Annotated in this window: 15 protein-coding genes; all 15 read left to right on the top strand. The window is 32.9% G+C overall.

All coding sequences use genetic code 11. The annotated features are described in order from the left end of the window. Positions 1 to 111: 111 nt before the first annotated feature. Complete coding sequence (locus OEA66_RS15005) at positions 112 to 1,527, top strand: hypothetical protein (RefSeq protein WP_267282161.1); 1,416 nt, start codon at positions 112 to 114, stop codon at positions 1,525 to 1,527. A gap of 60 nt (positions 1,528 to 1,587) precedes the next feature. Further along, the gene (locus OEA66_RS15000) at positions 1,588 to 1,914 is read left to right on the top strand and encodes a nucleotide pyrophosphohydrolase (RefSeq protein ID WP_056017526.1); all 327 of its coding nucleotides are present in this window, start codon (positions 1,588 to 1,590) and stop codon (positions 1,912 to 1,914) included. Positions 1,915 to 1,918: 4 nt separating this feature from the next. Beyond that, positions 1,919 to 2,365, top strand: a complete 447-nt coding sequence (locus OEA66_RS14995; RefSeq protein WP_267282160.1) for a hypothetical protein — start codon at positions 1,919 to 1,921, stop codon at positions 2,363 to 2,365. A 10-nt stretch (positions 2,366 to 2,375) separates the two neighbouring features. Then, complete coding sequence (locus OEA66_RS14990; protein ID WP_267282159.1) at positions 2,376 to 3,602, top strand: 3-phosphoshikimate 1-carboxyvinyltransferase; 1,227 nt, start codon at positions 2,376 to 2,378, stop codon at positions 3,600 to 3,602. Next, a complete protein-coding gene (locus OEA66_RS14985) occupies positions 3,603 to 4,097 on the top strand; it encodes a hypothetical protein (RefSeq protein WP_267282158.1) in 495 nt (164 codons plus the stop codon). A gap of 11 nt (positions 4,098 to 4,108) precedes the next feature. After that, positions 4,109 to 4,906 carry an SDR family oxidoreductase gene (locus tag OEA66_RS14980; RefSeq protein WP_267282157.1) on the top strand — a complete coding sequence of 266 codons (798 nt, stop codon included), beginning with the start codon at positions 4,109 to 4,111 and terminating at the stop codon, positions 4,904 to 4,906. Positions 4,907 to 5,007: 101 nt separating this feature from the next. Then, positions 5,008 to 6,585, top strand: coding sequence for a BamA/TamA family outer membrane protein (locus OEA66_RS14975; protein WP_267282156.1), 1,578 nt, complete (start codon positions 5,008 to 5,010; stop codon positions 6,583 to 6,585). Between the two features lie 193 nt (positions 6,586 to 6,778). Further along, positions 6,779 to 9,934, top strand: a complete 3,156-nt coding sequence (locus OEA66_RS14970; protein WP_267282155.1) for a SusC/RagA family TonB-linked outer membrane protein — start codon at positions 6,779 to 6,781, stop codon at positions 9,932 to 9,934. Between the two features lie 9 nt (positions 9,935 to 9,943). Next, entirely contained in the window at positions 9,944 to 11,425 is a 1,482-nt protein-coding gene (locus tag OEA66_RS14965) for a SusD/RagB family nutrient-binding outer membrane lipoprotein (protein ID WP_267282154.1), read from the top strand. An 89-nt stretch (positions 11,426 to 11,514) separates the two neighbouring features. Beyond that, complete coding sequence (locus OEA66_RS14960; RefSeq protein WP_267282153.1) at positions 11,515 to 13,860, top strand: phosphocholine-specific phospholipase C; 2,346 nt, start codon at positions 11,515 to 11,517, stop codon at positions 13,858 to 13,860. A gap of 226 nt (positions 13,861 to 14,086) precedes the next feature. Beyond that, positions 14,087 to 14,656, top strand: coding sequence for a hypothetical protein (locus OEA66_RS14955; RefSeq protein WP_267282152.1), 570 nt, complete (start codon positions 14,087 to 14,089; stop codon positions 14,654 to 14,656). 102 nt (positions 14,657 to 14,758) lie between these two features. Beyond that, a complete protein-coding gene (locus tag OEA66_RS14950) occupies positions 14,759 to 15,559 on the top strand; it encodes a WxL protein host-binding domain-containing protein (RefSeq protein ID WP_267282151.1) in 801 nt (266 codons plus the stop codon). Continuing rightward, entirely contained in the window at positions 15,552 to 18,275 is a 2,724-nt protein-coding gene (locus OEA66_RS14945) for a COG1470 family protein (protein ID WP_267282150.1), read from the top strand. The genes OEA66_RS14950 and OEA66_RS14945 overlap by 8 nt, the downstream gene beginning before the upstream one ends. After that, positions 18,272 to 18,805, top strand: coding sequence for a hypothetical protein (locus OEA66_RS14940; RefSeq protein ID WP_267282149.1), 534 nt, complete (start codon positions 18,272 to 18,274; stop codon positions 18,803 to 18,805). The genes OEA66_RS14945 and OEA66_RS14940 overlap by 4 nt, the downstream gene beginning before the upstream one ends. Positions 18,806 to 18,893: 88 nt before the next feature. Next, entirely contained in the window at positions 18,894 to 19,340 is a 447-nt protein-coding gene (locus OEA66_RS14935) for a hypothetical protein (RefSeq protein WP_267282148.1), read from the top strand. Positions 19,341 to 19,685 lie beyond the last annotated feature (345 nt).

Raw genomic sequence — 19,685 nt, 5'->3', positions numbered from 1 at the left:
AATTTGAAATTTATATAAATTTCTATGAAATTGCTAAAACTTTCTTTAATAACAAAAATCTAAGAAGTAAGCGATACCATATGACCTTTAAAAAACAAAAAATTTCTACATATGAAATTCAAATCATTACTTTTTTTATCTTTTTGGATGCTTTTTTTGGCGATTTCGTGTGACAAAGACGACATTACTTTTGACGCACCTTCTCAGGAACTGAGATTTTCAAGAGATACTGTGTTTTGCGACACCGTTTATCATCAGGTGCGATCTGAAACTTATGTTGTAAAAGTATTTAACAATGAAGATAAAGATGTAATGATTCCGAGAATCAATCTTGAAAAGGGAGCGGCTTCTTTATACAAAATCAATGTAGACGGAAAACCCGGTCACGATTTTCAGAATGTCCCTTTAAGAAAAAAAGACAGTTTATATATTTTTGTAGAAATTGCGCCTCAAGCTTCCGGTCCTGAAGCAATTGCTGAAGACCGAGTTTTGTTTACAACCGGAGCAGGACAACAACACGTTACCTTGTTTTCTGTAGTTCAGGATGCTGAATTTTTCATCAAAACTCCAACAAACCCAAATTTAATCAGTTCAAATACAACTTGGTCTAATAATAAAGCGAAAATTATTTACGGTGATTTAACGGTTGAACCAGGAATTAATCTTAATATCCAACCGGGAACAAAAGTTTATTTCCATAAAAACAGCGGAATGAAGGTCGCTACAGGTGCCACATTAAATATCAATGGAACAAAAGATGACCAAGTTATTTTCCGTGGAGACAGAAATGATACGTATTACGATACGATTCCTAGAAATTGGAATTCTATCAGAATGGCGGCAAATTCTAATTTGTTGATGAACCATACAAGACTTTTCGGAGGAACAAGAGGTTTAGACCTGAAACAGGCGAATGCTACGATTAAAAATTCTTTCATTCATACTTTTCAGGAATACGGAATTTACGCAGTTGGGTCTACAGTAAATGCAGAAAATTTAGTAATGAATAATTGTGGAGAATCTGCAATTGGAATTTTCTTGGGCGGAAATCATTCTTACATCCATTCAACAATTGCCAATTATTCTGAAACTATGCATAGCCTTAACCGAATGGGAATTTTTGCAACCAATGAATGGACTAATGATAATGGGCAAAAAGAATATGGTGCACTTCAGAATTTAAACATTCTCAACAGTATTGTTTATTCAGACAGAGATAATTCTGTGAATTTGGAACAAGTTGGTTTAAATCAATTTAATTATTTGATTAAAAACTCTTCCATAAAGTACACCGATCTTTCCGGTGCTGGATTTTCTTTTGAAAATAATCCCACAAATAGTGTAATTCAAAGTATTAAAAATGTAGATCCGAAATTCGTTAATTATTTTGCCGCTAAACTGAATTTACGTGTAAAAGCAGATTCTCCGGCAAGAGGAAAAGGTGATCTTACGATTGCCAATTCGGTTCCTACAGATATTGTGAATGCTTCAAGAACAACCAACCCAACTTTGGGAGCTTATCAATAAATCTGATAGTTGATATTAAATAAATAGCTCTTTTAACTTTTACCTTGGTTCTCTAAAATTATGGAAATTACAAATCTACAACAGCAAGTCGATGAATGGATAAAAACTATTGGTGTAAGATATTTTAATGAACTCACCAATATGGCAATGTTGACAGAAGAAGTGGGCGAAGTTGCAAGAATTATCGCAAGAAGATACGGTGAACAAAGCGAAAAGGAAAGCGATAAAAACAAAGATTTAGGCGAAGAATTGGCAGATGTACTGTTTGTAACTTTATGTTTAGCTAATCAAACCGGAGTCAATTTACAGGAAGCTTTTGATAAAAAAATGAAAGTGAAAACTGACCGTGATAAAGACAGGCATCAGAATAATGAAAAACTAAAATAATTTCATGAAATTCATTTTATTTTTATTTATAATTCTTTCTATGATCCATTGTTCTTCTGAAAAATCCAAATACAATTTTATTCAAGAAGGGTTTATTAATACAAATGCAACATATTCATGGGGAAGAGCACAAAGAAAAATTATTGTAAAAAATATAGAGAACTCATGTAAAGTATTTGCTATTACGAATGAAAATGGCAAAATTCTTTATCAACAACCGATAAATATGACATTCAGCGATAACCATTATTGGCTTTGTTATGTTGATGATAAAGAAAATTTATATTATTATAATTCAGATTACAGTGACGCAAAAGCAATAATCTGGAATTCTGAATTAAACAAATACGAAGAAAAAGACTGGTGTTCTACCAAAATACATCTTCCTGTAGAATTTAAAAATGAATTAGAAGACAAAGCAACTTTAAATAATTGCTTATCTCTAAAATAGAAATGAAATAATGAAGAAGTTAGAAAAATCAAAATTAAAAGGAAACCAAACCATACAAATTAGCGGTTCGAAAAGTATTTCGAATCGTTTGTTAATTTTGGAAAGTTTGTTTAAAAACATAAAAATCGGTAATTTATCCAATTCCCAAGATACACAATTGCTAAAAAAAGCACTTTCAGCAAATTCAGAAACTGTTGATATTCATCACGCTGGAACGGCGATGCGTTTTTTGACATCTTATTATTCCATTCAGGATGGAAAAACGACGATTCTTACTGGTTCAGGAAGAATGAAAGAAAGACCAATCAAAAATCTGGTTACCGCTTTACAAAATTTGGGAGTTGAAATCGAATATTTAGAAAATGACGGTTTCCCGCCTTTGAAAATTACCGGAAAAAAAATCACTCAAACGAAAGTTGATGTTCCCGCAAATATTTCAAGCCAGTTTATCACTTCTCTCCTATTGATTGCCGGGAAACTGGAAAACGGTTTGGAAATAAATTTAGTTGGCGAAGTGACTTCAAGGTCTTACATCGAAATGACTTTGGATATTTTAACCAAATTCGGAATTAAAAACAGTTTTATTGGGAATACTATAAAAGTTGAATCATTTATCAATAATGAGTCATCAATTGTAAATTATGAAGTAGAAAGCGATTGGAGTTCCGCATCATACTTTTATTCTTTTGCAGCATTGGGAAGAGAAACAATTCATCTGAAAAGTTTTTACAGAGAATCAACACAGGGAGATTCATCGAGTATAAAAATTTATGAAGATTTTTTCGGAATTAAAACAATTTTCATGGAGGAAGAACATCAATTAACGCTACAACCGATTGAAAATTTTCAGTTTCCGGAGAAGATTGTTTTGGATATGAATAATTGTCCGGACATTGCTCAAACACTTTGCGTAACGGCTTCGGCTTTGAAAATTCCTTTTAAAATTTCAGGTTTGGGAACTTTGAGAGTGAAAGAAACCGACAGATTGCTTGCTTTGTATAACGAATTGCAAAAAATAGGAACAGAAACGGAAATTACAGATTCTACGATAAAATCAATCAGTTTCAATGAAGCTGAAGAAAATATTTCTATAAAAACGTATCAGGATCATAGAATGGCAATGAGTTTTGCACCATTTTGTCTGATTAAAGAGTTAAATATCGAAGATGAAAATGTGGTGGAAAAATCGTACCCGATGTTTTGGGAGGATTTGAAAATAATTTTAAATCAAAATTAAATGAAAAAATTCTTCATCATATTATACCTCTTGATTCCTTTGACATTTTGGGCTCAGTATCTTTTGCCTAATGAAGAAATTATTTATTCATTTGAAACCAAAAACGGAAAGAAAATGTCTTTGGTGAAAGATAAAACCAATCAATATATTCAATATCGTTTTGGAACTAAAAACAAAGTTGAAATGGTATTTCCTGCCGAAAGAACCAACGAAAGCTGGAAAAAATTTCATTATAACTCTTATTGGAGAGGTGGAGGAATACAAAATGCCGGAATGGAAATAGACAATCTTTCATTTAATAATAATGGTTATGAATATTTATTATTCAGAACCTATCATGCGGAAGGTGAAGTTTACACTGCTGGAATTATTATTAAAGATAAAAAAGGAAAAGAAACACGTATTAAAGGTAATTATAAAACTGTGGAGGGCTGTATTTGTAATCTACAAGATACAGGAATGATTGAAAGAGAAGATATTGGCTTAACATTTTAAATTAAAAAAAATTGAATAAAACTATAATCATCACAGGAACTTCATCAGGAATTGGTTTCGTGTTAGCAGAATATTTCGGAAAGAAAGGTCATAGAGTTTATGGCTTGAGCAGAAAACACACCGAAAGTCAGTATTTCAAATCAATTCCGACCGATATTACGGAGAATGATGCGGTACAAAATGCAATTGCAGAAGTTTTGAAAACAGAAACCAAAATCGATGTTCTCATCAACAACGCAGGTATGGGAATGGTGGGTTCCGTAGAAGACTCTTCAAAAGAAGATATTTTAAAATTATTTAATCTAAATCTTGTTGGAGCCGTTCAAATGATGAGCGCAGTAATGCCTAAAATGCGTGAGAATAAATTCGGACAAATCATCAACGTTTCCAGTATAGGAAGTGAAATGGGATTGCCTTTCCGCGGATTTTATTCGGCTTCAAAATCTGCTTTAGACAAAGTGACTGAGGCCATGAGATATGAAGTTTATCCTTGGAATATCGATGTTTGTTCACTTCATTTAGGTGACATCAAAACCAATATTGCAGAAAACAGAGTCAAGACAAAAGTTTCTGAGCCTTACAAAAACGTTTTTGATAAAGTGTATGCTTTGATGAATTCTCACGTTGGCGACGGAACCGAACCTTTGGAAGTTGCAGAATACATTGACCAACTTTTAACTAAAAAGAAGTGGAAAGCTCATTATTATTTCGGTAAATTCGGGCAGAAAATCGGCGTTCCTTTGAAATGGATTCTTTCACAGGGAACTTATGAGAATTTAATGAAGAAGTATAATAAACTTGATAAATAGATGTTAGATGTTAGATGTTAGATGTTAGAAATTTAACTTAGCAAAATGACATACAGCCTTTTTTTTAAAACATATTGAAGTTATTTTTAAACATATTTTTTGTGATATTTTGCGTTTTTATACAAGCGCAAAAGAAACATTATTTCCTTATTGATACAGAAACAAAAGTCAAGAAAAAAGTAAAAGATTCACTTTCAGCGGTGAAATTTCTTGATTCTTTGGCACAAAGCAATTATTTTTTCACCGACTTGAAAGAGGTAAAAGTAAAAGGCGATTCCACAGAGATTTTCTATGATAAAGGAAAAAACTTCAATGAAATTTATGTAAATCTTTCCGATTCTATTGTAGACAGGTTTAAACTTGAAAAAGAATTTTTTACTAAAAATTTAGATTCAGTAAAGAAAAAAATCAACAAAAGATATATTGATGACGGATTTGCTTTCAGTAGAATTAAATCTCAGTTTAAAGGTCAAAAAAACGGCTTTCCGGTTGTAGAACTCGACATTAATAAAAATAATAAACGAACTATTGATGGTTTTGTAGCGAAAGGTTACACAAGAATTCCTAAAAGATTTATAAAAAATCTTGAGAAAGAATTTAAAGGAAAAACGTATGACGACAAAAATCTGATTGCCATCAATAAAAATTTCCAAAGTCATCCTTTTATTACTTTAGAACGGCAACCACAAACGCTTTTCACGAAAGATTCTACACAGATTTATCTTTTCATGGAGAAGAAAAAAACCAATACTTTCGACGGAGTTATTGGTTTTGGAAACGATAAAACAGATAAATTTACTCTGAACGGAACTTTAAATGTAAACTTTAAAAATATGTTCAACGGTTTCGAAGCCGTGAATTTATATTGGCAAAGAAACCCTGATAAAGGCCAGACTTTTGATTTGCAAACCGATATTCCGTATTTATTTAACTCAAATGTGGGTTTAAATATGAAAGTAAATATCTTCAGACAAGATTCTACTTTCGCCAATGTGAAAGCTTTACCGGCGTTTTATTATCATCTTAACAGCCGTCAGAAAATCGGTTTAAGAGGAACTTTTGAAAACTCAACAATTATCGACAGTCTTTATATTCAAGGGAAAGATTACAACAAAAAAGGAATCGGTATTTTCTTTGACATGACCGAACCAACCGATATTGATCTTTTTCTTTACAAGTCTAAAATAAATGTAGGATATGATTTTCTGGCTACAAATTATACAGGTGAAAACATAAAAGCCAATCAGAATCAGTTTTACTTTTTTGGTGAATATAACTATCATATCAACGGAAATCATTTCCTGAACATCAAAGGTGAAGGCGCCATGATGGATTCTAAAATCGATTTCTCTGCAAACGAATTGTACCGGTTTGGAGGCTGGAATTCTCTCCGGGGTTTCAATGAAAATTCACTCGCCGCAGATTTTTACTATTATGGAGGTTTAGAATACCGTTATCTCATCGGAAATCAGGCATTTTTTGATGTTTTTGGGCAATACGGACAGCTGAATAATAAGTCGCTCAATGTAAAACCTAAACTTTACAGTGTCGGGCTTGGTTTCAATTTCTTTATTCCGATTGGTTTGATGAGCTTCCAGCTTTCGAATGGTAACGAATTTGGAAATCCGTTCAAGTTTAACGATATAAAAATTCACTGGGGAATTCTGAGTAGATTTTAAGAAGAAAACTCAGCGTTTATCGATGCTTATATATATTATAAAAAAACAAAATTTCTTTTACATCCCACAATTTTCACGTTTATTATTACATTAATTTTTGTCATTGTCTCATATTGAAATTATGTTTTTATCTTAACAACCAATTAAAATTCTTGTAATAATGCCATTCTAAATTTGCACTCAAATTTAGAAAATGAAAAAAACTTTAGCCACGTTTACCGTATTATTACTTCCGCTCTATCTCAGCGCACAGGAAACTAATATTACAGGTAGCGTAAAATCAGAGGACGGAACAGTAGTTTCCGGAGTAACTATTACCGACAAAAATACAGGCAAAACTGTAACTTCTGATGACAACGGAAATTTCACCATTTCTGCCAATCCGAAAGATATTTTAGAATTTTATTCTTCAGATTATTCTTTGTACACCATTGAAGTTTCTTCGAGAAAAAATTATTCTGTAATTCTTAAAAAAGTAAATGAAAAGCAGATTGAAGGCGTTGTAATTACGGCTTTAGGAATTGAAAAAAAGAAAGAAAAATTAGGCTATTCTACTCAGGAAGTAGGAACAAAACAGTTTGAAACCATCACAACGCCAAGTCTCGGAAACCTTTTTTCTGGTCAGGTTGCAGGTTTAAATGTTTCCAATCCGACGGGAATGCAGCAGGTTCCCGCTTTTTCTTTAAGAGGAAATACCAATTTGGTTTATGTGATTGATGGAGTAATTGTTGACAAAGAAGTTTTTCAAAATTTAGATCCAAATAATATTGGCAATATCAATGTTTTGAAAGGAGCAACGGCATCTGCACTCTACGGTTCGAGAGGAAGATATGGAGCTGTTTTAATCACTACTAAAACTGCTAAAAAACAAGGATTCTCAATTGAGTTTTCTCAAAACACAATGGTTACAGCAGGATTTACCAATCTTCCTGAAACTCAAACAGAATATGGAAATGGTTCTCACGGGAAATATGAATTCTGGGACGGAGCCGATGGTGGTGTAAATGACGGAGATATGATTTGGGGGCCAAAATTTACTCCCGGTTTAAAAATAGCTCAGTGGAACAGCCCAATCCGTGATAAACAGACCGGACAAGTTATCGAATGGTACGGAACTGTTGCAGGAAGTGCTTATGACGACAAATCAAGATATGAGAGAGTTCCGATTGACTGGAAATTTTATGATAACTTAAAAACTTTCATGAAACCTGCGGTGATTAACAATAATAATTTTTCTATCAGTTATAAACACAATCAGGATTCTTACCGACTTTCAGGAAATTTTATGAATTATGATGACAGAATTCCTGAAGCTTCTCTTCAACGGTACGGAATCAACTTTGCATCAGAAAATCATTTTGGGAAGAAATTTATTTTTGATACTAAATTTAATTTTAACCAAACCTTTACGCCAAACATTCCAAATTATGACTACAACCCAAGTGGACATATGTATACTATTTTGATTTGGATGGGAGGCGATGTTGACGGAAATGCTTTGAAAAATCATCTTTGGGTTCCGGGACAGGAAGGAAAAACACAAGCCAACTGGAACTACGCTTGGTATAACAACCCTTGGTTTGGAGCTGAAAAATATAAAAACCAAAACCGCACAAATATCATCAATGCTCAAACCGGATTAGAATATAAAGCAACAGATGATTTATCGATAAAAGGAAGAGTTTCGATTGTTGAAAATCATAACAAACAGGAAATTTTAAGTCCATACTCTTATTTCAATTACAGCGCACCAAGAAGTGGAGGTTATATTTTGAATGACACCAAAACATGGAATTTAAACTCAGACATTCTTGCAACTTACAAAAAGAAAATTTCAGAGAATTTTGATTTCTCCATTAATGCGGGAGCGTCAACATTTTATTATAAAAATGACGTAGATAACGCTTCAACAGATGGTTTGAAAACACCTGAACTTTATTCTTTAGACAATTCAATTGGTGCTGTAAAATATTATGATTATTTAAAAGAAAAACTGATTTATTCTACCTACGGAACTTTAGATATCGGTTTATACAATGCATTTTTCATCAACGTTTCCGGTCGTAATGACTGGTCTTCAACTTTACCAAAAGCCAACAGATCATATTTCTATCCTTCGGCTTCATTAAGTACAATTGTCTCTAATTTGGTTACCATGCCTGAAGCAATTAATTTATTAAAAGTTTCGGCTTCATGGGCAAAAGTTGCTTACGATTTCCAACCTTATGCGATTAGAAATTATTATTTAAATAACAGCGGAATTGCATTCAACGGAAATTCTACTTTCTATTATCCAAGAACGCTGAACTATGAAAATTCTTTAAAACCTGAACAGACAAAATCTTACGAAATCGGTTTAAGCGCAGGTCTATTAAAAAACAGAATTACTTTAGATGCAACGTATTTCAGAACTTTAGAATATGATAACATACTTCAGTTTCCGAGCACGCCTTCTTCAGGATTTACCTCTCAAAACGTTAACGGAAATGAATATACTACGAAAGGTTTTGAAATTTCATTAGGCTTAATTCCTGTTAAAACTACAAATTTCACTTGGAGATCTTTAATCAACTGGAGCACTTACGAAAAAACATTAACGGAAATTTACGCTGGAATGCCAAACTATAACAACATTAAGTTGGGCGAAAGAATGGATAGCTACTATGATTTGACGTGGCAAAAATCTCCGGATGGAAAAGTAATTTTAAATCCTACTACCGGAATGCCAACAAGAGCAACAACTCCATCAAACTTAGGACATTTCAATCCTGACTGGACTTTCGGTTTTAACAATACATTTAGATATAAAAAATTAAGTTTAAATATCGGAATCGACGGAAGCATCGGTGGTGTAATGAGATCTCAGGTTGTAGAAAAAATGTGGTGGGGCGGAAAACATCCTAACTCAACAGCTTATAGAGATATTGAATATGCAAATCCGGGAACTTATTATTTCGTACCAGATGGTGTAAATTATAATTCGGCAACCAATACCTATACTCCGCATACTACACCAATAAGTTTTCAGGATTGGGCGCAAAATTATCCTTACCAAGCGAGAGTTACAGAAGATGAAAGTGAATTATTTGCAAATGTTTTCGACAGAACTTTTATTAAGCTGAGATCAGTAGTTTTAGAATATGACTTCACCCATTTATTGAATCCTAATGGTTTTGTGAAAAGTTTTAGCGCAAATATTTCAGGATATAATTTAGCAATGTGGAAAAAATCTAAAAACCTTTACTCAGATCCCGATTTCCAGATTGGAAGCCAGACAAATGGTTCCGGGAACGACATTCAGGATCCTTCAAGCAGATGGTTCGGAATAGGTTTTAATCTTAAATTTTAATCAAAACAAATGAAAAACAATATTTTAAAAATAGCAATTTTAGCCATTGGATTATTTTCTCTTTCATCTTGCGAAACCAATCTGGATAAAATTAACGAAAACCCAAATGATCAGGCTAATGTTGATCCTAAATATCTTCTTACTTATATTTCTAAATCGGCTTTCGGAGTGAATGGCGACAATATGTATGCTTCGAGAATGTTGATTGGAACTGATGGCGAAAACGTTTATCAATACATGAAATGGAATGACGCATCATTCAACACATACAGCGAAGATCTTTTGAATACCGTAAAAATGATGCAGGAAGGTGAAAGAATCAACAATAAAAATTATCAGGCGATTGGTAAATTTTACCGTGCGTATCATTTTTATAATTTAAGTTTAAAATTTGGCAGTATTCCTTATTCTGAAGCAATAAAAGGAGAATCGGGAATCACTCAGCCAAAATATGACAGTCAGGAAACGGTAATGTCCGGAATTTTAACTGAATTAAAAGAAGCCAACGATTTAATAAATACTTCTGATGCGATTGCAGGAGATATTATTTATGACGGAGACGCTTCAAAATGGAAAAAATTAATCAATTCTTTCAGACTGAAAATTTTGATTTCACTTTCTAAAAAAACAACCGTTGGAAGTTACAATGTTGCCAACGAGTTTGCTTCAATTGCAGGAAGCCAGACTTTGATGACCTCAATCTCAGATAATGGAGAGTTGAAATTTGCAGACGTTGCAGACAGCCGATATACGACTTTCAACAGCAGTGGTTATGGTTCAGCTTTATACATGGCAAATTTTTTCATCAACTTATTTAAAGACAGACAAGATCCGAGATTGTTTACTTTCGCCGAGCAGACTACGTCAGCAAAAGAAGCAGCTTTGCCAATTACGAACTTTACAGGTTACAACGGCGGAAACCCGACTTCGCCTTATTCTGACAACGCTGCTTTGGTCGCAGCGAAGAATATTTCTAAAGTAAATGAGCGTTTTTATAAAGATCCTACCAATGAGCCTTCTTCAATTCTAAGTTACTCTGAGCTTGAATTTATTTTGGCAGAAGCTACAGCGAGAGGATGGATTTCGGGGTCTGCAAAAGTTCACTACGACAATGCAATTAAAGCAAGTTTTCAGTTTTATCAGACGTATGTAAAAAATCCTAATCTTTATTTTGCAGGATTTAATGTTGAAAATTATTTAGCAAGTTCTTTGGTGGTTTATAATAATTCAGCGACGCTTCCAACTCAGCTTGAAAAAATTATTACTCAAAAATATATGACAATGTTTCATCAAGCACAATGGACTTCTTATCAGGATTATTTAAGAACAGGTTATCCAAATTTGCCATTGCAATCTGGAGTTACAGCTCCTTCAAGATTCAGATATCCGCAAGTGGAATACAATTATAATAACGCTAATCTTCAAAATGCTTTATCAGCTCAATACGGAGGTCAGGATAATATTAATTCTAAACCTTGGTGGTTACAATAAGAAGCTAACAATTTTGTAATATTTAATTTTAAGAAACCGTAAGATTATCATCATAACTTGCGGTTTCTTTCTTACGACTACTTTTCAAGATGAACAGAAGAGAATTTTTAGAAAAATCGGGTATTTTAATGGCAGGTTTGGGAACATCAGGTATGCTGCATCCCGTTATTTTAAAAGCTTTAACGATTGAAGCAACAGCTGGATCTACATTTTATGATGCAGAACACGTTGTGATATTAATGCAGGAAAATAGGTCTTTTGACCATGCTTTCGGAGCTTTGAAAGGAGTTCGCGGATTTCTAGATCAAACTGCTTTTATAAAAGAAGATGGCCAATCGGTATTTTTTCAGAAAAATAATGAAGGAAAATATGCAGCTCCGGGAAGATTAGATTTAAAAAACACAAAATCTACCTGGATGAGTTCGCTTCCGCATTCCTGGTCGGATCAGCAACATGCTCTGAACGGAATGAAGTACGACAAATGGCTTCAAGCAAAAGCCTCAGGAAATAAAGATTATAAAGAAATGCCTTTGACTTTAGGCTATTATAACCGTGAAGATTTACCTTTTTATTATCAGTTAGCAGATTCATTTACCATTTTCGACCAATATTTTTGTTCGTCTTTAACGGGAACTACTCCAAACCGGTTATTTCTTTGGTCAGGAACCATTCGTGAGCAACAAAACGGAAAGGTAAAAGCCAATGTTTTTAATGATAATATCGATTATGATAAAAACCGACAGGCAAGATGGAAAAGTTTTCCTGAAATTTTAGAAGAACAAAATATTTCATGGCGAATTTACCAGAACGAAATCAGTCTTCCAAAAGGAATGTCCGGTGAAGAAGAATCGTGGCTGAGTAATTTCACAGATAATCCGATTGAATGGTTTTCGAATTTTAATGTAAAATTTTCGAAAGGTTATCACAAAAATATCCCGAATCTGATTCTTTATTTAAAATCTGAAATTGAAAAAAATCCCAAACAAAAAGAACGTTTTGAAAATTTAATTAAAGAACTGGAAGATGATTTAATTAAATATCATCCCGACAATTTTGCAAAACTTTCACAAAAAGAAAAAAATCTTCATGAAAAAGCTTTCACCATCAATTCTGATGATCCCGATTATTGGAATTTAGAAGTAGGAACTGATGAAAACGGAGAAAGATTAATCGTTCCGAAAGGAGATGTTTTGCATCAATTTAGAAAAGATGTAAAAGAAAAAAAGCTACCTCTGGTTTCCTGGCTGGTTGCTCCGGAGCGTTTTTCCGATCATCCTAGTTCGCCTTGGTATGGAGCGTGGTATATTTCTGAGGTTTTAAATATTTTAACTAAAGATCCTGAAACGTGGAAGAAAACAATTTTCATTATTAATTATGATGAAAATGACGGCTATTTCGATCACGTTATTCCCTTCGCGCCACCCGTAAATCCGAATCAACCAGTTGATATGAACGGAAAAGAAGGAGCTGAATATGTGAATAAAAACCAGGAATATATGTCGACTCATGATCTGCTGGATAATGAAAGAATTGAAGGAACAGTCGGTTTAGGATTCCGTGTTCCGATGATTATCGCTTCGCCCTGGACAAAAGGTGGTTTTGTAAATTCTCAGGTTTCAGATCATACTTCGGTTTTACAATTTTTAGAAAAATTCATACAGAAAAAATATAACAAAGATGTAACTGTCGAAAACATCAGCGATTGGCGAAGAGCAATCTGCGGTGATTTGACGTCTGCTTTCAACACATCGGAAAGCAAAATTCCAAAAATGAATTATTTGCATCAAAAAGATTACGCAAAGACCATTAATTCAGCAAAAAACAAACCTACACCCAATCTCAAATGGTATTCTGAAAAAAATCTCAACAAAACATTACTTGAAATTCAGGAAAGAGGCATGAAACCATCAAACCCATTACCGTACGACTATAACGTCAACTTTGAAAATGATGAGATTACGATGACTAATCTCAAAGACACTGCGGTTCCGTTGATAATTTATGATAAAAATAAATTTAATACGCCCGATTATTATTTCTCTTACGCACTTTATTCAAACGAAAAATTGTCTCATCAGATTTCTTCTGCAAATTACAACTATGAGATTATGGGACCGAATGGATTTGTGCGGAAATTTAAAGGAAATAAAAAACCAGACATTGAGGTAACACTAAGTAATAATGTTTCTAAAAATGAGATCGAATTAAAATTTAACCGTTTAGGCAAAGAAAATCTTACCGTAAGTCTAGAAAATCTTTATGAAAGAAAAAAAAGAGAAATTGCATTGGATTCTTCTGACGAAAAAATAATTTTCAATCTCGACAAAACAAAAGGTTGGTATGATATTAAAATAAAAAATGAAAATAACAGTTGGCATTTTGCCGGGAGGATAGAATCCGGAAAACCTACAGTAACCGATCCGCACTGGGCTTAGTTTTGAAAAAAATATCAAAAAGATCTTACATAAATTTCTATGTAAGATCTTTTTTGTTATTGATTTTAGTCATAAAATTCACACATACGTTTTCAATATCTATGCAAAATATTATTTTAAAGCATAATAATATATTGTAAATGAATAACTAACAATAAAAATTATCACTAATTATTTCATATCTATTTGAAATTTTATTAACTTCACAAAACCAAATTTCAACACTATGAGAAAAACAACACTTAGTTTAGCTATGTCTTTTGCAACGATTGCTTTCTCAGCAAATCTAAATGCACAAGACACAAACACAGACAATCACACAATTTCGATTACCGTACCGGAAGTTGCACTAGTGGATATAGAACCCGCAGCTAACAAAAATATTACTTTAGGATTCACAGCTCCAACTGAAGCAGGTCTCCCTGTAACTCCAACCGGTACTAACAACACATTATGGCTGAATTATTCATCCATTAAATCTGTAGCTGATGCTACTCGTACTGTTTCGGTACAATTGGATGCCTTGATTCCGGGGATTGACATCAATGTAACTGCAGCTGGCGCAACTGGAGCAGGTGGAGGAACTTTGGGAAATCCTGCAGCTCAATTAACTTTGAGTGCCGCAAATCAAACGATTATCTCAGGAATCGGAAGTGCTTACACAGGAGATGGTGCAAACAATGGCCATAATTTGACCTATTCATTGGCGGCTGTTGGTGGAATTGCAAGCTATGCAGATCTTGAAGCGACAACCACTGCCGTTGCAACGGTAACGTACACAATTTCGGATAATTAAAACCTGACAGAAATTTAACTTTTAATCAAGGAGAAATTTTTTAATAAAGTTTCTCCCTGGTTTTCTATGGTCTTTATTTTAAAACTAAAACTTACATCAAAAATGATAAGGCGTATTCTCTTTCTCACTACTCTATTATTTTCAGTTTGCTTTTTGAAGGCAAATATTGTTATCCTTAACGGTCTTTCACACAACCATAAGGTTGAAAACGGGCAGGTTTATAAAGGGAGAATTTCTATTGAAAATATAAGTAATCAGCCTCAAAGCGTAAAACTATTTTTACAGGATTTCACCTATCAAGCTGACGGATCCATTAACTATACCGCACCGAACACGAATATAAAAACCAATACAAACTGGATTAAACTCAATACAAATCTTATCAGTTTAAAAGCGAAAGAAAAAACAGAGATATTCTACGAGATTACTGTTCCGAAACAAATTACAGATTCTGGAAGTTACTGGAGTGTTGTCATTGTAGAACCTGTAGAAAATATTAAACCCAGCAATGAAAAACAAGGCATCAATATCACTTCAGTTGTTCGATATGCCATTCAGATTATTACCGATGTAGATTCTGAAAAAGCAAAACCCGATTTGAAATTTGAAAGTGTAAAAATCGAAAAAGAAGAAGGAAAGCAAATACTAAAAATTGCCATCGCCAACAAAGGAAATTTATACTGCAAACCTACTGCAACAGTAGAAATCTACAACAAAAAGAACGGTGAAAAGCTTGGAACATTTTCAAGTCTTACAATGGGATTACTGCCCCAAACCTCAAAATCATTTCTTATTGATATCAGCAAAATGCCATCTGATAAGTACAATGCTGTACTAATTGCAACCGATGAAGAAGAAAATGCTTTTGCAATCAACGTGGAACTAGAAGTAAAGAATGATTAAAAAATGGATAATATATTTTACTCTACTCTTCCCTGTTCTCACTTTTTCTCAGAAAAAAGACAGTTTACAGCCGGGAACATCTACTTCTATTTCTTTTACTATAGAAAACAAAACTTCTGAAACTAAAATATTTATTCTGAGAGTTGAAACGTCAAATAATCAAATTGTCCCTATTTTAAAAGATGGTGAAATGAAAGTTTTGCCAGATGAAAGTAAAAGCTATATAGTTCCATTAAAAATAGCAACTGAAACTCCTCAAGGAGAATATTCTGTGATTTTATACGGAACTGAAAAATCGACAAATGAAAAATTTAATCAAACTTTAGATTTTTTTGTTTTAGGAAGCCGAAAATTGTCATTGACTGCTTTGGAATCTCCTGAATTTGTAAAAGCCGGAGAAAAAATAAAATCAACTTTTCTTTTAAAAAACAATGGAAATATTGCTGAAGATTTAATTTTAGAAAGTAAAAATGCAGTGGTAAATGAAGGAGCATCTTTAATGTTAGCTCCTGGAGAAGGAAAAATAATTACCATTACTAAAAATACCCAATCAGACTTAGGAAAAAACGAATATCAAAATTTAAATCTTACAGTTTATTCTAAAGACAGACCAGAAGAAAATCAAACGGTATATTCAAATGTGAAAATTATTTCGGTAAAACCTATTGAAGATGATATTTTCCACAGATTTCCGGTTTCGGCGTCGGTTTCTTTTATAGGAATGAAAAACAGAGGGAAGTATGATGATGGCTTTCAGGGTGAAATTTATGGAAAAGGAAGTTTAGATCAGGAAAATAAAAACCTTTTGGAATTTCATGCAGTGAGCAAAAATCCAGTTGAATTTAATTCTTTTACTCAATATGAAGAATATTTTGTGAATTATAAACGGGAAAATCTATTTATTCATCTCGGCGACAAAAATTATTCTTCTTCGTTTCTGACAGAATATGCAAGATATGGTCGCGGCGCAGAAATTCGTTTTGATTTCAATAAAATAAGCTTTGGAGGTTTTTACAATCATCCACGGTTTTTCAGAGATATTAAAGACGCATTTAATGTTTATTCTAAACTGAAAATTGCCAAAGAATCAGAAATTACTGCAGGATATTTATATAAAATTCCGAGAACAGAAGATGCAAATTTCAGTTTTACCAATCTTAGATTAGATTCAAATGCACACCTGCCATATCTTGCAGGAAAATTTAAACTAAATAAAAATCTTGAAATTGCAGGAGAAACCTCTTACAGCAAAACTAATACAACAGATGGAACAGCTTTTATGCTTCAAACAATTGCAAGTTATGAGAAGCTGAAAGGAAATGCGATGTACATGAGAGCAAGTCCGAAATATGCAGGATATTTTAACAATACAAGTACGTTTAACGGAAACCTTCAATATCAAATGTCAAAGCGAATTCATCTGACTGCAAATTATGTACACGACGCAAAAAATTTTCAGAGAGACACTTTATTTCTGGCAGCACCTTACCGGAAATTTTTACAATATGGAATTCAATATAAATATTCTAAAAATGGAAATTTGATGTTGTACAATGGTTCACAACGATACGAAGACCGATTAATGCCAAGAGAATTTGATTATAATGAACGATTTTTTAAACTGTCAATAGATCATCAGATTGGAATTTTTCAATTAAATATTGAAGGACAATTGGGAAAAACTGACAATTATTTAACAGGATTTTCTGGAAACTCTAGTTTTTATACCGCAAATATTGGTTTTGTAAAATTTAAAACATCATTTAATTTATACGGAAGCTATGCACTCACATCTCGCTATCAATTGCAAAATCAAAAGCAGTTTTATTATGGTGCAAGAGTTTTAAGCCGATTTTCAGACAACACCTATTTCAGTCTTTTTTATCAGAATAATTATATGCCCGAAGATTACTATACAGATAGAAATCTTTTTGAATTACTTTTTCATCAACAAATTTTTCAAAAACATGAATTTGATGTTTCTGCGAGATATAATTTACAGCGTGGAGAATTGGGAAATAAAGACTTTGTTTTTTCATTGCGTTATACTTTAAAAATGAATATTCCAACTCAAAAAGTTGCAGAATACACAACTTTATCAGGAAGTATCAAAAATTTAGGAGTGAAAAAAATAAGCGGAATCCGATTGATTCTCGGAAACCATCTTTCGATAACCGACAGAAACGGAAATTTTATTTTTAAAAATGTAAATCCCGGAGATTATATCTTGGAAATTGACCGATCGACAACCGAAATCAACGATATTACAGATCGAAATGTTCCAGCTTCTTTACTTTTAACAGATAAAGAAAACATCTTTAACTTCGGATTAACAAGCGCCGCTAAAATTGATGGGAAAATTTACTATACAGAACAAGAAAACAAATTGAGTTTTGCTCAGCTTCCCCAAAAAGGAAAAAAGAAAAGAGAAAACCTGATTATAGAAGCCACAAACGGAAATCAAACGTTTAGAAAAATGGCAATCATAGGAGAAAGTTTCGATTTTACTTATCTGCGCCCCGGAGATTGGAAGGTGAAAGTCTACAGAAATGGTTTAGATAAAAAATATAAAATACCGATTGATCAATTTGAATTTAATCTAAAATCTGACGAAACAAAAAATATAATCATCAATGTCATTAAACAATCGTCTGAAATAAAATATCAACAGGAAACAATCAAAGTCAGCTACAACGAAAATAAAAAACAAAAATGAGTGATCACAAAATACCGTTTTTTATAGGTTTAATCTTTTCTTGTAATCTGTTTTCTCAAACTACAGGAAATCGTACAGTAGGAATAACTCTACCTGTAATTACTTTGATGGATATTGAACCACCCGGAGCGATTACCATGAATTTTACGGCTCCTATTGAAGCTGGAAGACCAGTCGTGGCGCCAAATTCAAACACAACAAAATGGATTAATTATACATCCGCAATTACTCAAGGTGGACTAACGAGAAGAATCACAGCATCAATCAATCAGATTTTACCAGGAGTTGATATAAAAATTCAAACTGCATCAGCTTCTGGAATCGGAGGCGGTACTTTGGGAACCCCTTCTTCGCAAATAACATTGAATACAACAGCTCAAACTTTAATCAGCGGAATTGGTGGAGCTTTTACCGGTAATGGAGCAAATAACGGGCATAGACTAACTATAAGTATGTCAGCAAATACGTACGGGAATTTATCTGCGAGAACAAATACCCCTGTTGTAATTACTTACACCATTATAGAATAAAATTCATACAATGCGAATATTTTATATTTTTTTTAATCGAATACTTTTAATAAAGATGATATTTTTATTTTATATAATATCAATTCATTTGATAAAAGCACAGAGAATTTTAACGGTAGGAGGTAACAACTGGACAGTGGCAGTACCATCAATTACAGAAGCAGGAACAAATTATACGGGAACTTATGAAAGTGTAACTAATCAAATACTATTGTCAGCAAGCGTTCCTTTATTACTGAGCAGCGGAAAAGTATCAGTCCGCTACGAATCTAACCCAACATGGAATTCTAATTTGATTTTACATGCAAGAAGAACTGGTGATGGAACCACAGTTTGCGTTTTATGTTCTATAACTGGGGGAACAGCTTATCAGACAGTAACCACAACAGATATAGAGTTATTCAGAATTGTAGCAGTATTAGCATTAGCATCTTATTCAAATATTCCAATTCAATTGCAACTAACAGGAGTTTCCGTAACTATTCCTGCAGCAACTTATAACAGTAGAATGGTGTTTACGATAAGTGCGCTTTGAAAATTAAAATAAAGTTTTTAATGAGTAACCATTCCCTATTTTTCCTATTGAATTTGCTATCAATCTAATCTTAGATTTGAGTAAAGTTTATAAAGAAACATTATATGGCTATATTCATTTCGATTTAAGATTATTTTTAATTATTGTAGTACTCTATAAGGTTTATTAAAGTTTGGCAACAATAGGTAACATAAAATAAAAGTTAATTGGATTTTTAATAAAATAATAAATTTATGAAGATGGTGTTTATATAAATGAATATAAATTCAAAAATCTGCTTTTTTGGTTGATATCATTAGACATAAAAAAACCTCATTCATTTCTGAATGAGGTTTGAAAAAAAAC

Origin of the sequence: Chryseobacterium luquanense, from assembly GCF_026460945.1 — a bacterium.
GTDB lineage: Bacteria > Bacteroidota > Bacteroidia > Flavobacteriales > Weeksellaceae > Chryseobacterium > Chryseobacterium luquanense.
Note: the sequence above shows the minus strand (reverse complement) of the source record. Positions and strands in the feature narration are given on the sequence as shown.

Bases quoted from the DNA above. Each gene is read 5' to 3' on its own strand.
- OEA66_RS15005 (WP_267282161.1), top strand. From the start codon at position 112: ATGAAATTCAAATCATTACTTTTTTTATCTTTTTGGATGCTTTTTTTG.
- OEA66_RS15000 (WP_056017526.1), top strand. From the start codon at position 1,588: ATGGAAATTACAAATCTACAACAGCAAGTCGATGAATGGATAAAAACT.
- OEA66_RS14995 (WP_267282160.1), top strand. From the start codon at position 1,919: ATGAAATTCATTTTATTTTTATTTATAATTCTTTCTATGATCCATTGT.
- OEA66_RS14990 (WP_267282159.1), top strand. From the start codon at position 2,376: ATGAAGAAGTTAGAAAAATCAAAATTAAAAGGAAACCAAACCATACAA.
- OEA66_RS14985 (WP_267282158.1), top strand. From the start codon at position 3,603: ATGAAAAAATTCTTCATCATATTATACCTCTTGATTCCTTTGACATTT.
- OEA66_RS14970 (WP_267282155.1), top strand. From the start codon at position 6,779: ATGAAAAAAACTTTAGCCACGTTTACCGTATTATTACTTCCGCTCTAT.
- OEA66_RS14965 (WP_267282154.1), top strand. From the start codon at position 9,944: ATGAAAAACAATATTTTAAAAATAGCAATTTTAGCCATTGGATTATTT.
- OEA66_RS14960 (WP_267282153.1), top strand. From the start codon at position 11,515: ATGAACAGAAGAGAATTTTTAGAAAAATCGGGTATTTTAATGGCAGGT.
- OEA66_RS14955 (WP_267282152.1), top strand. From the start codon at position 14,087: ATGAGAAAAACAACACTTAGTTTAGCTATGTCTTTTGCAACGATTGCT.
- OEA66_RS14950 (WP_267282151.1), top strand. From the start codon at position 14,759: ATGATAAGGCGTATTCTCTTTCTCACTACTCTATTATTTTCAGTTTGC.
- OEA66_RS14945 (WP_267282150.1), top strand. From the start codon at position 15,552: ATGATTAAAAAATGGATAATATATTTTACTCTACTCTTCCCTGTTCTC.
- OEA66_RS14940 (WP_267282149.1), top strand. From the start codon at position 18,272: ATGAGTGATCACAAAATACCGTTTTTTATAGGTTTAATCTTTTCTTGT.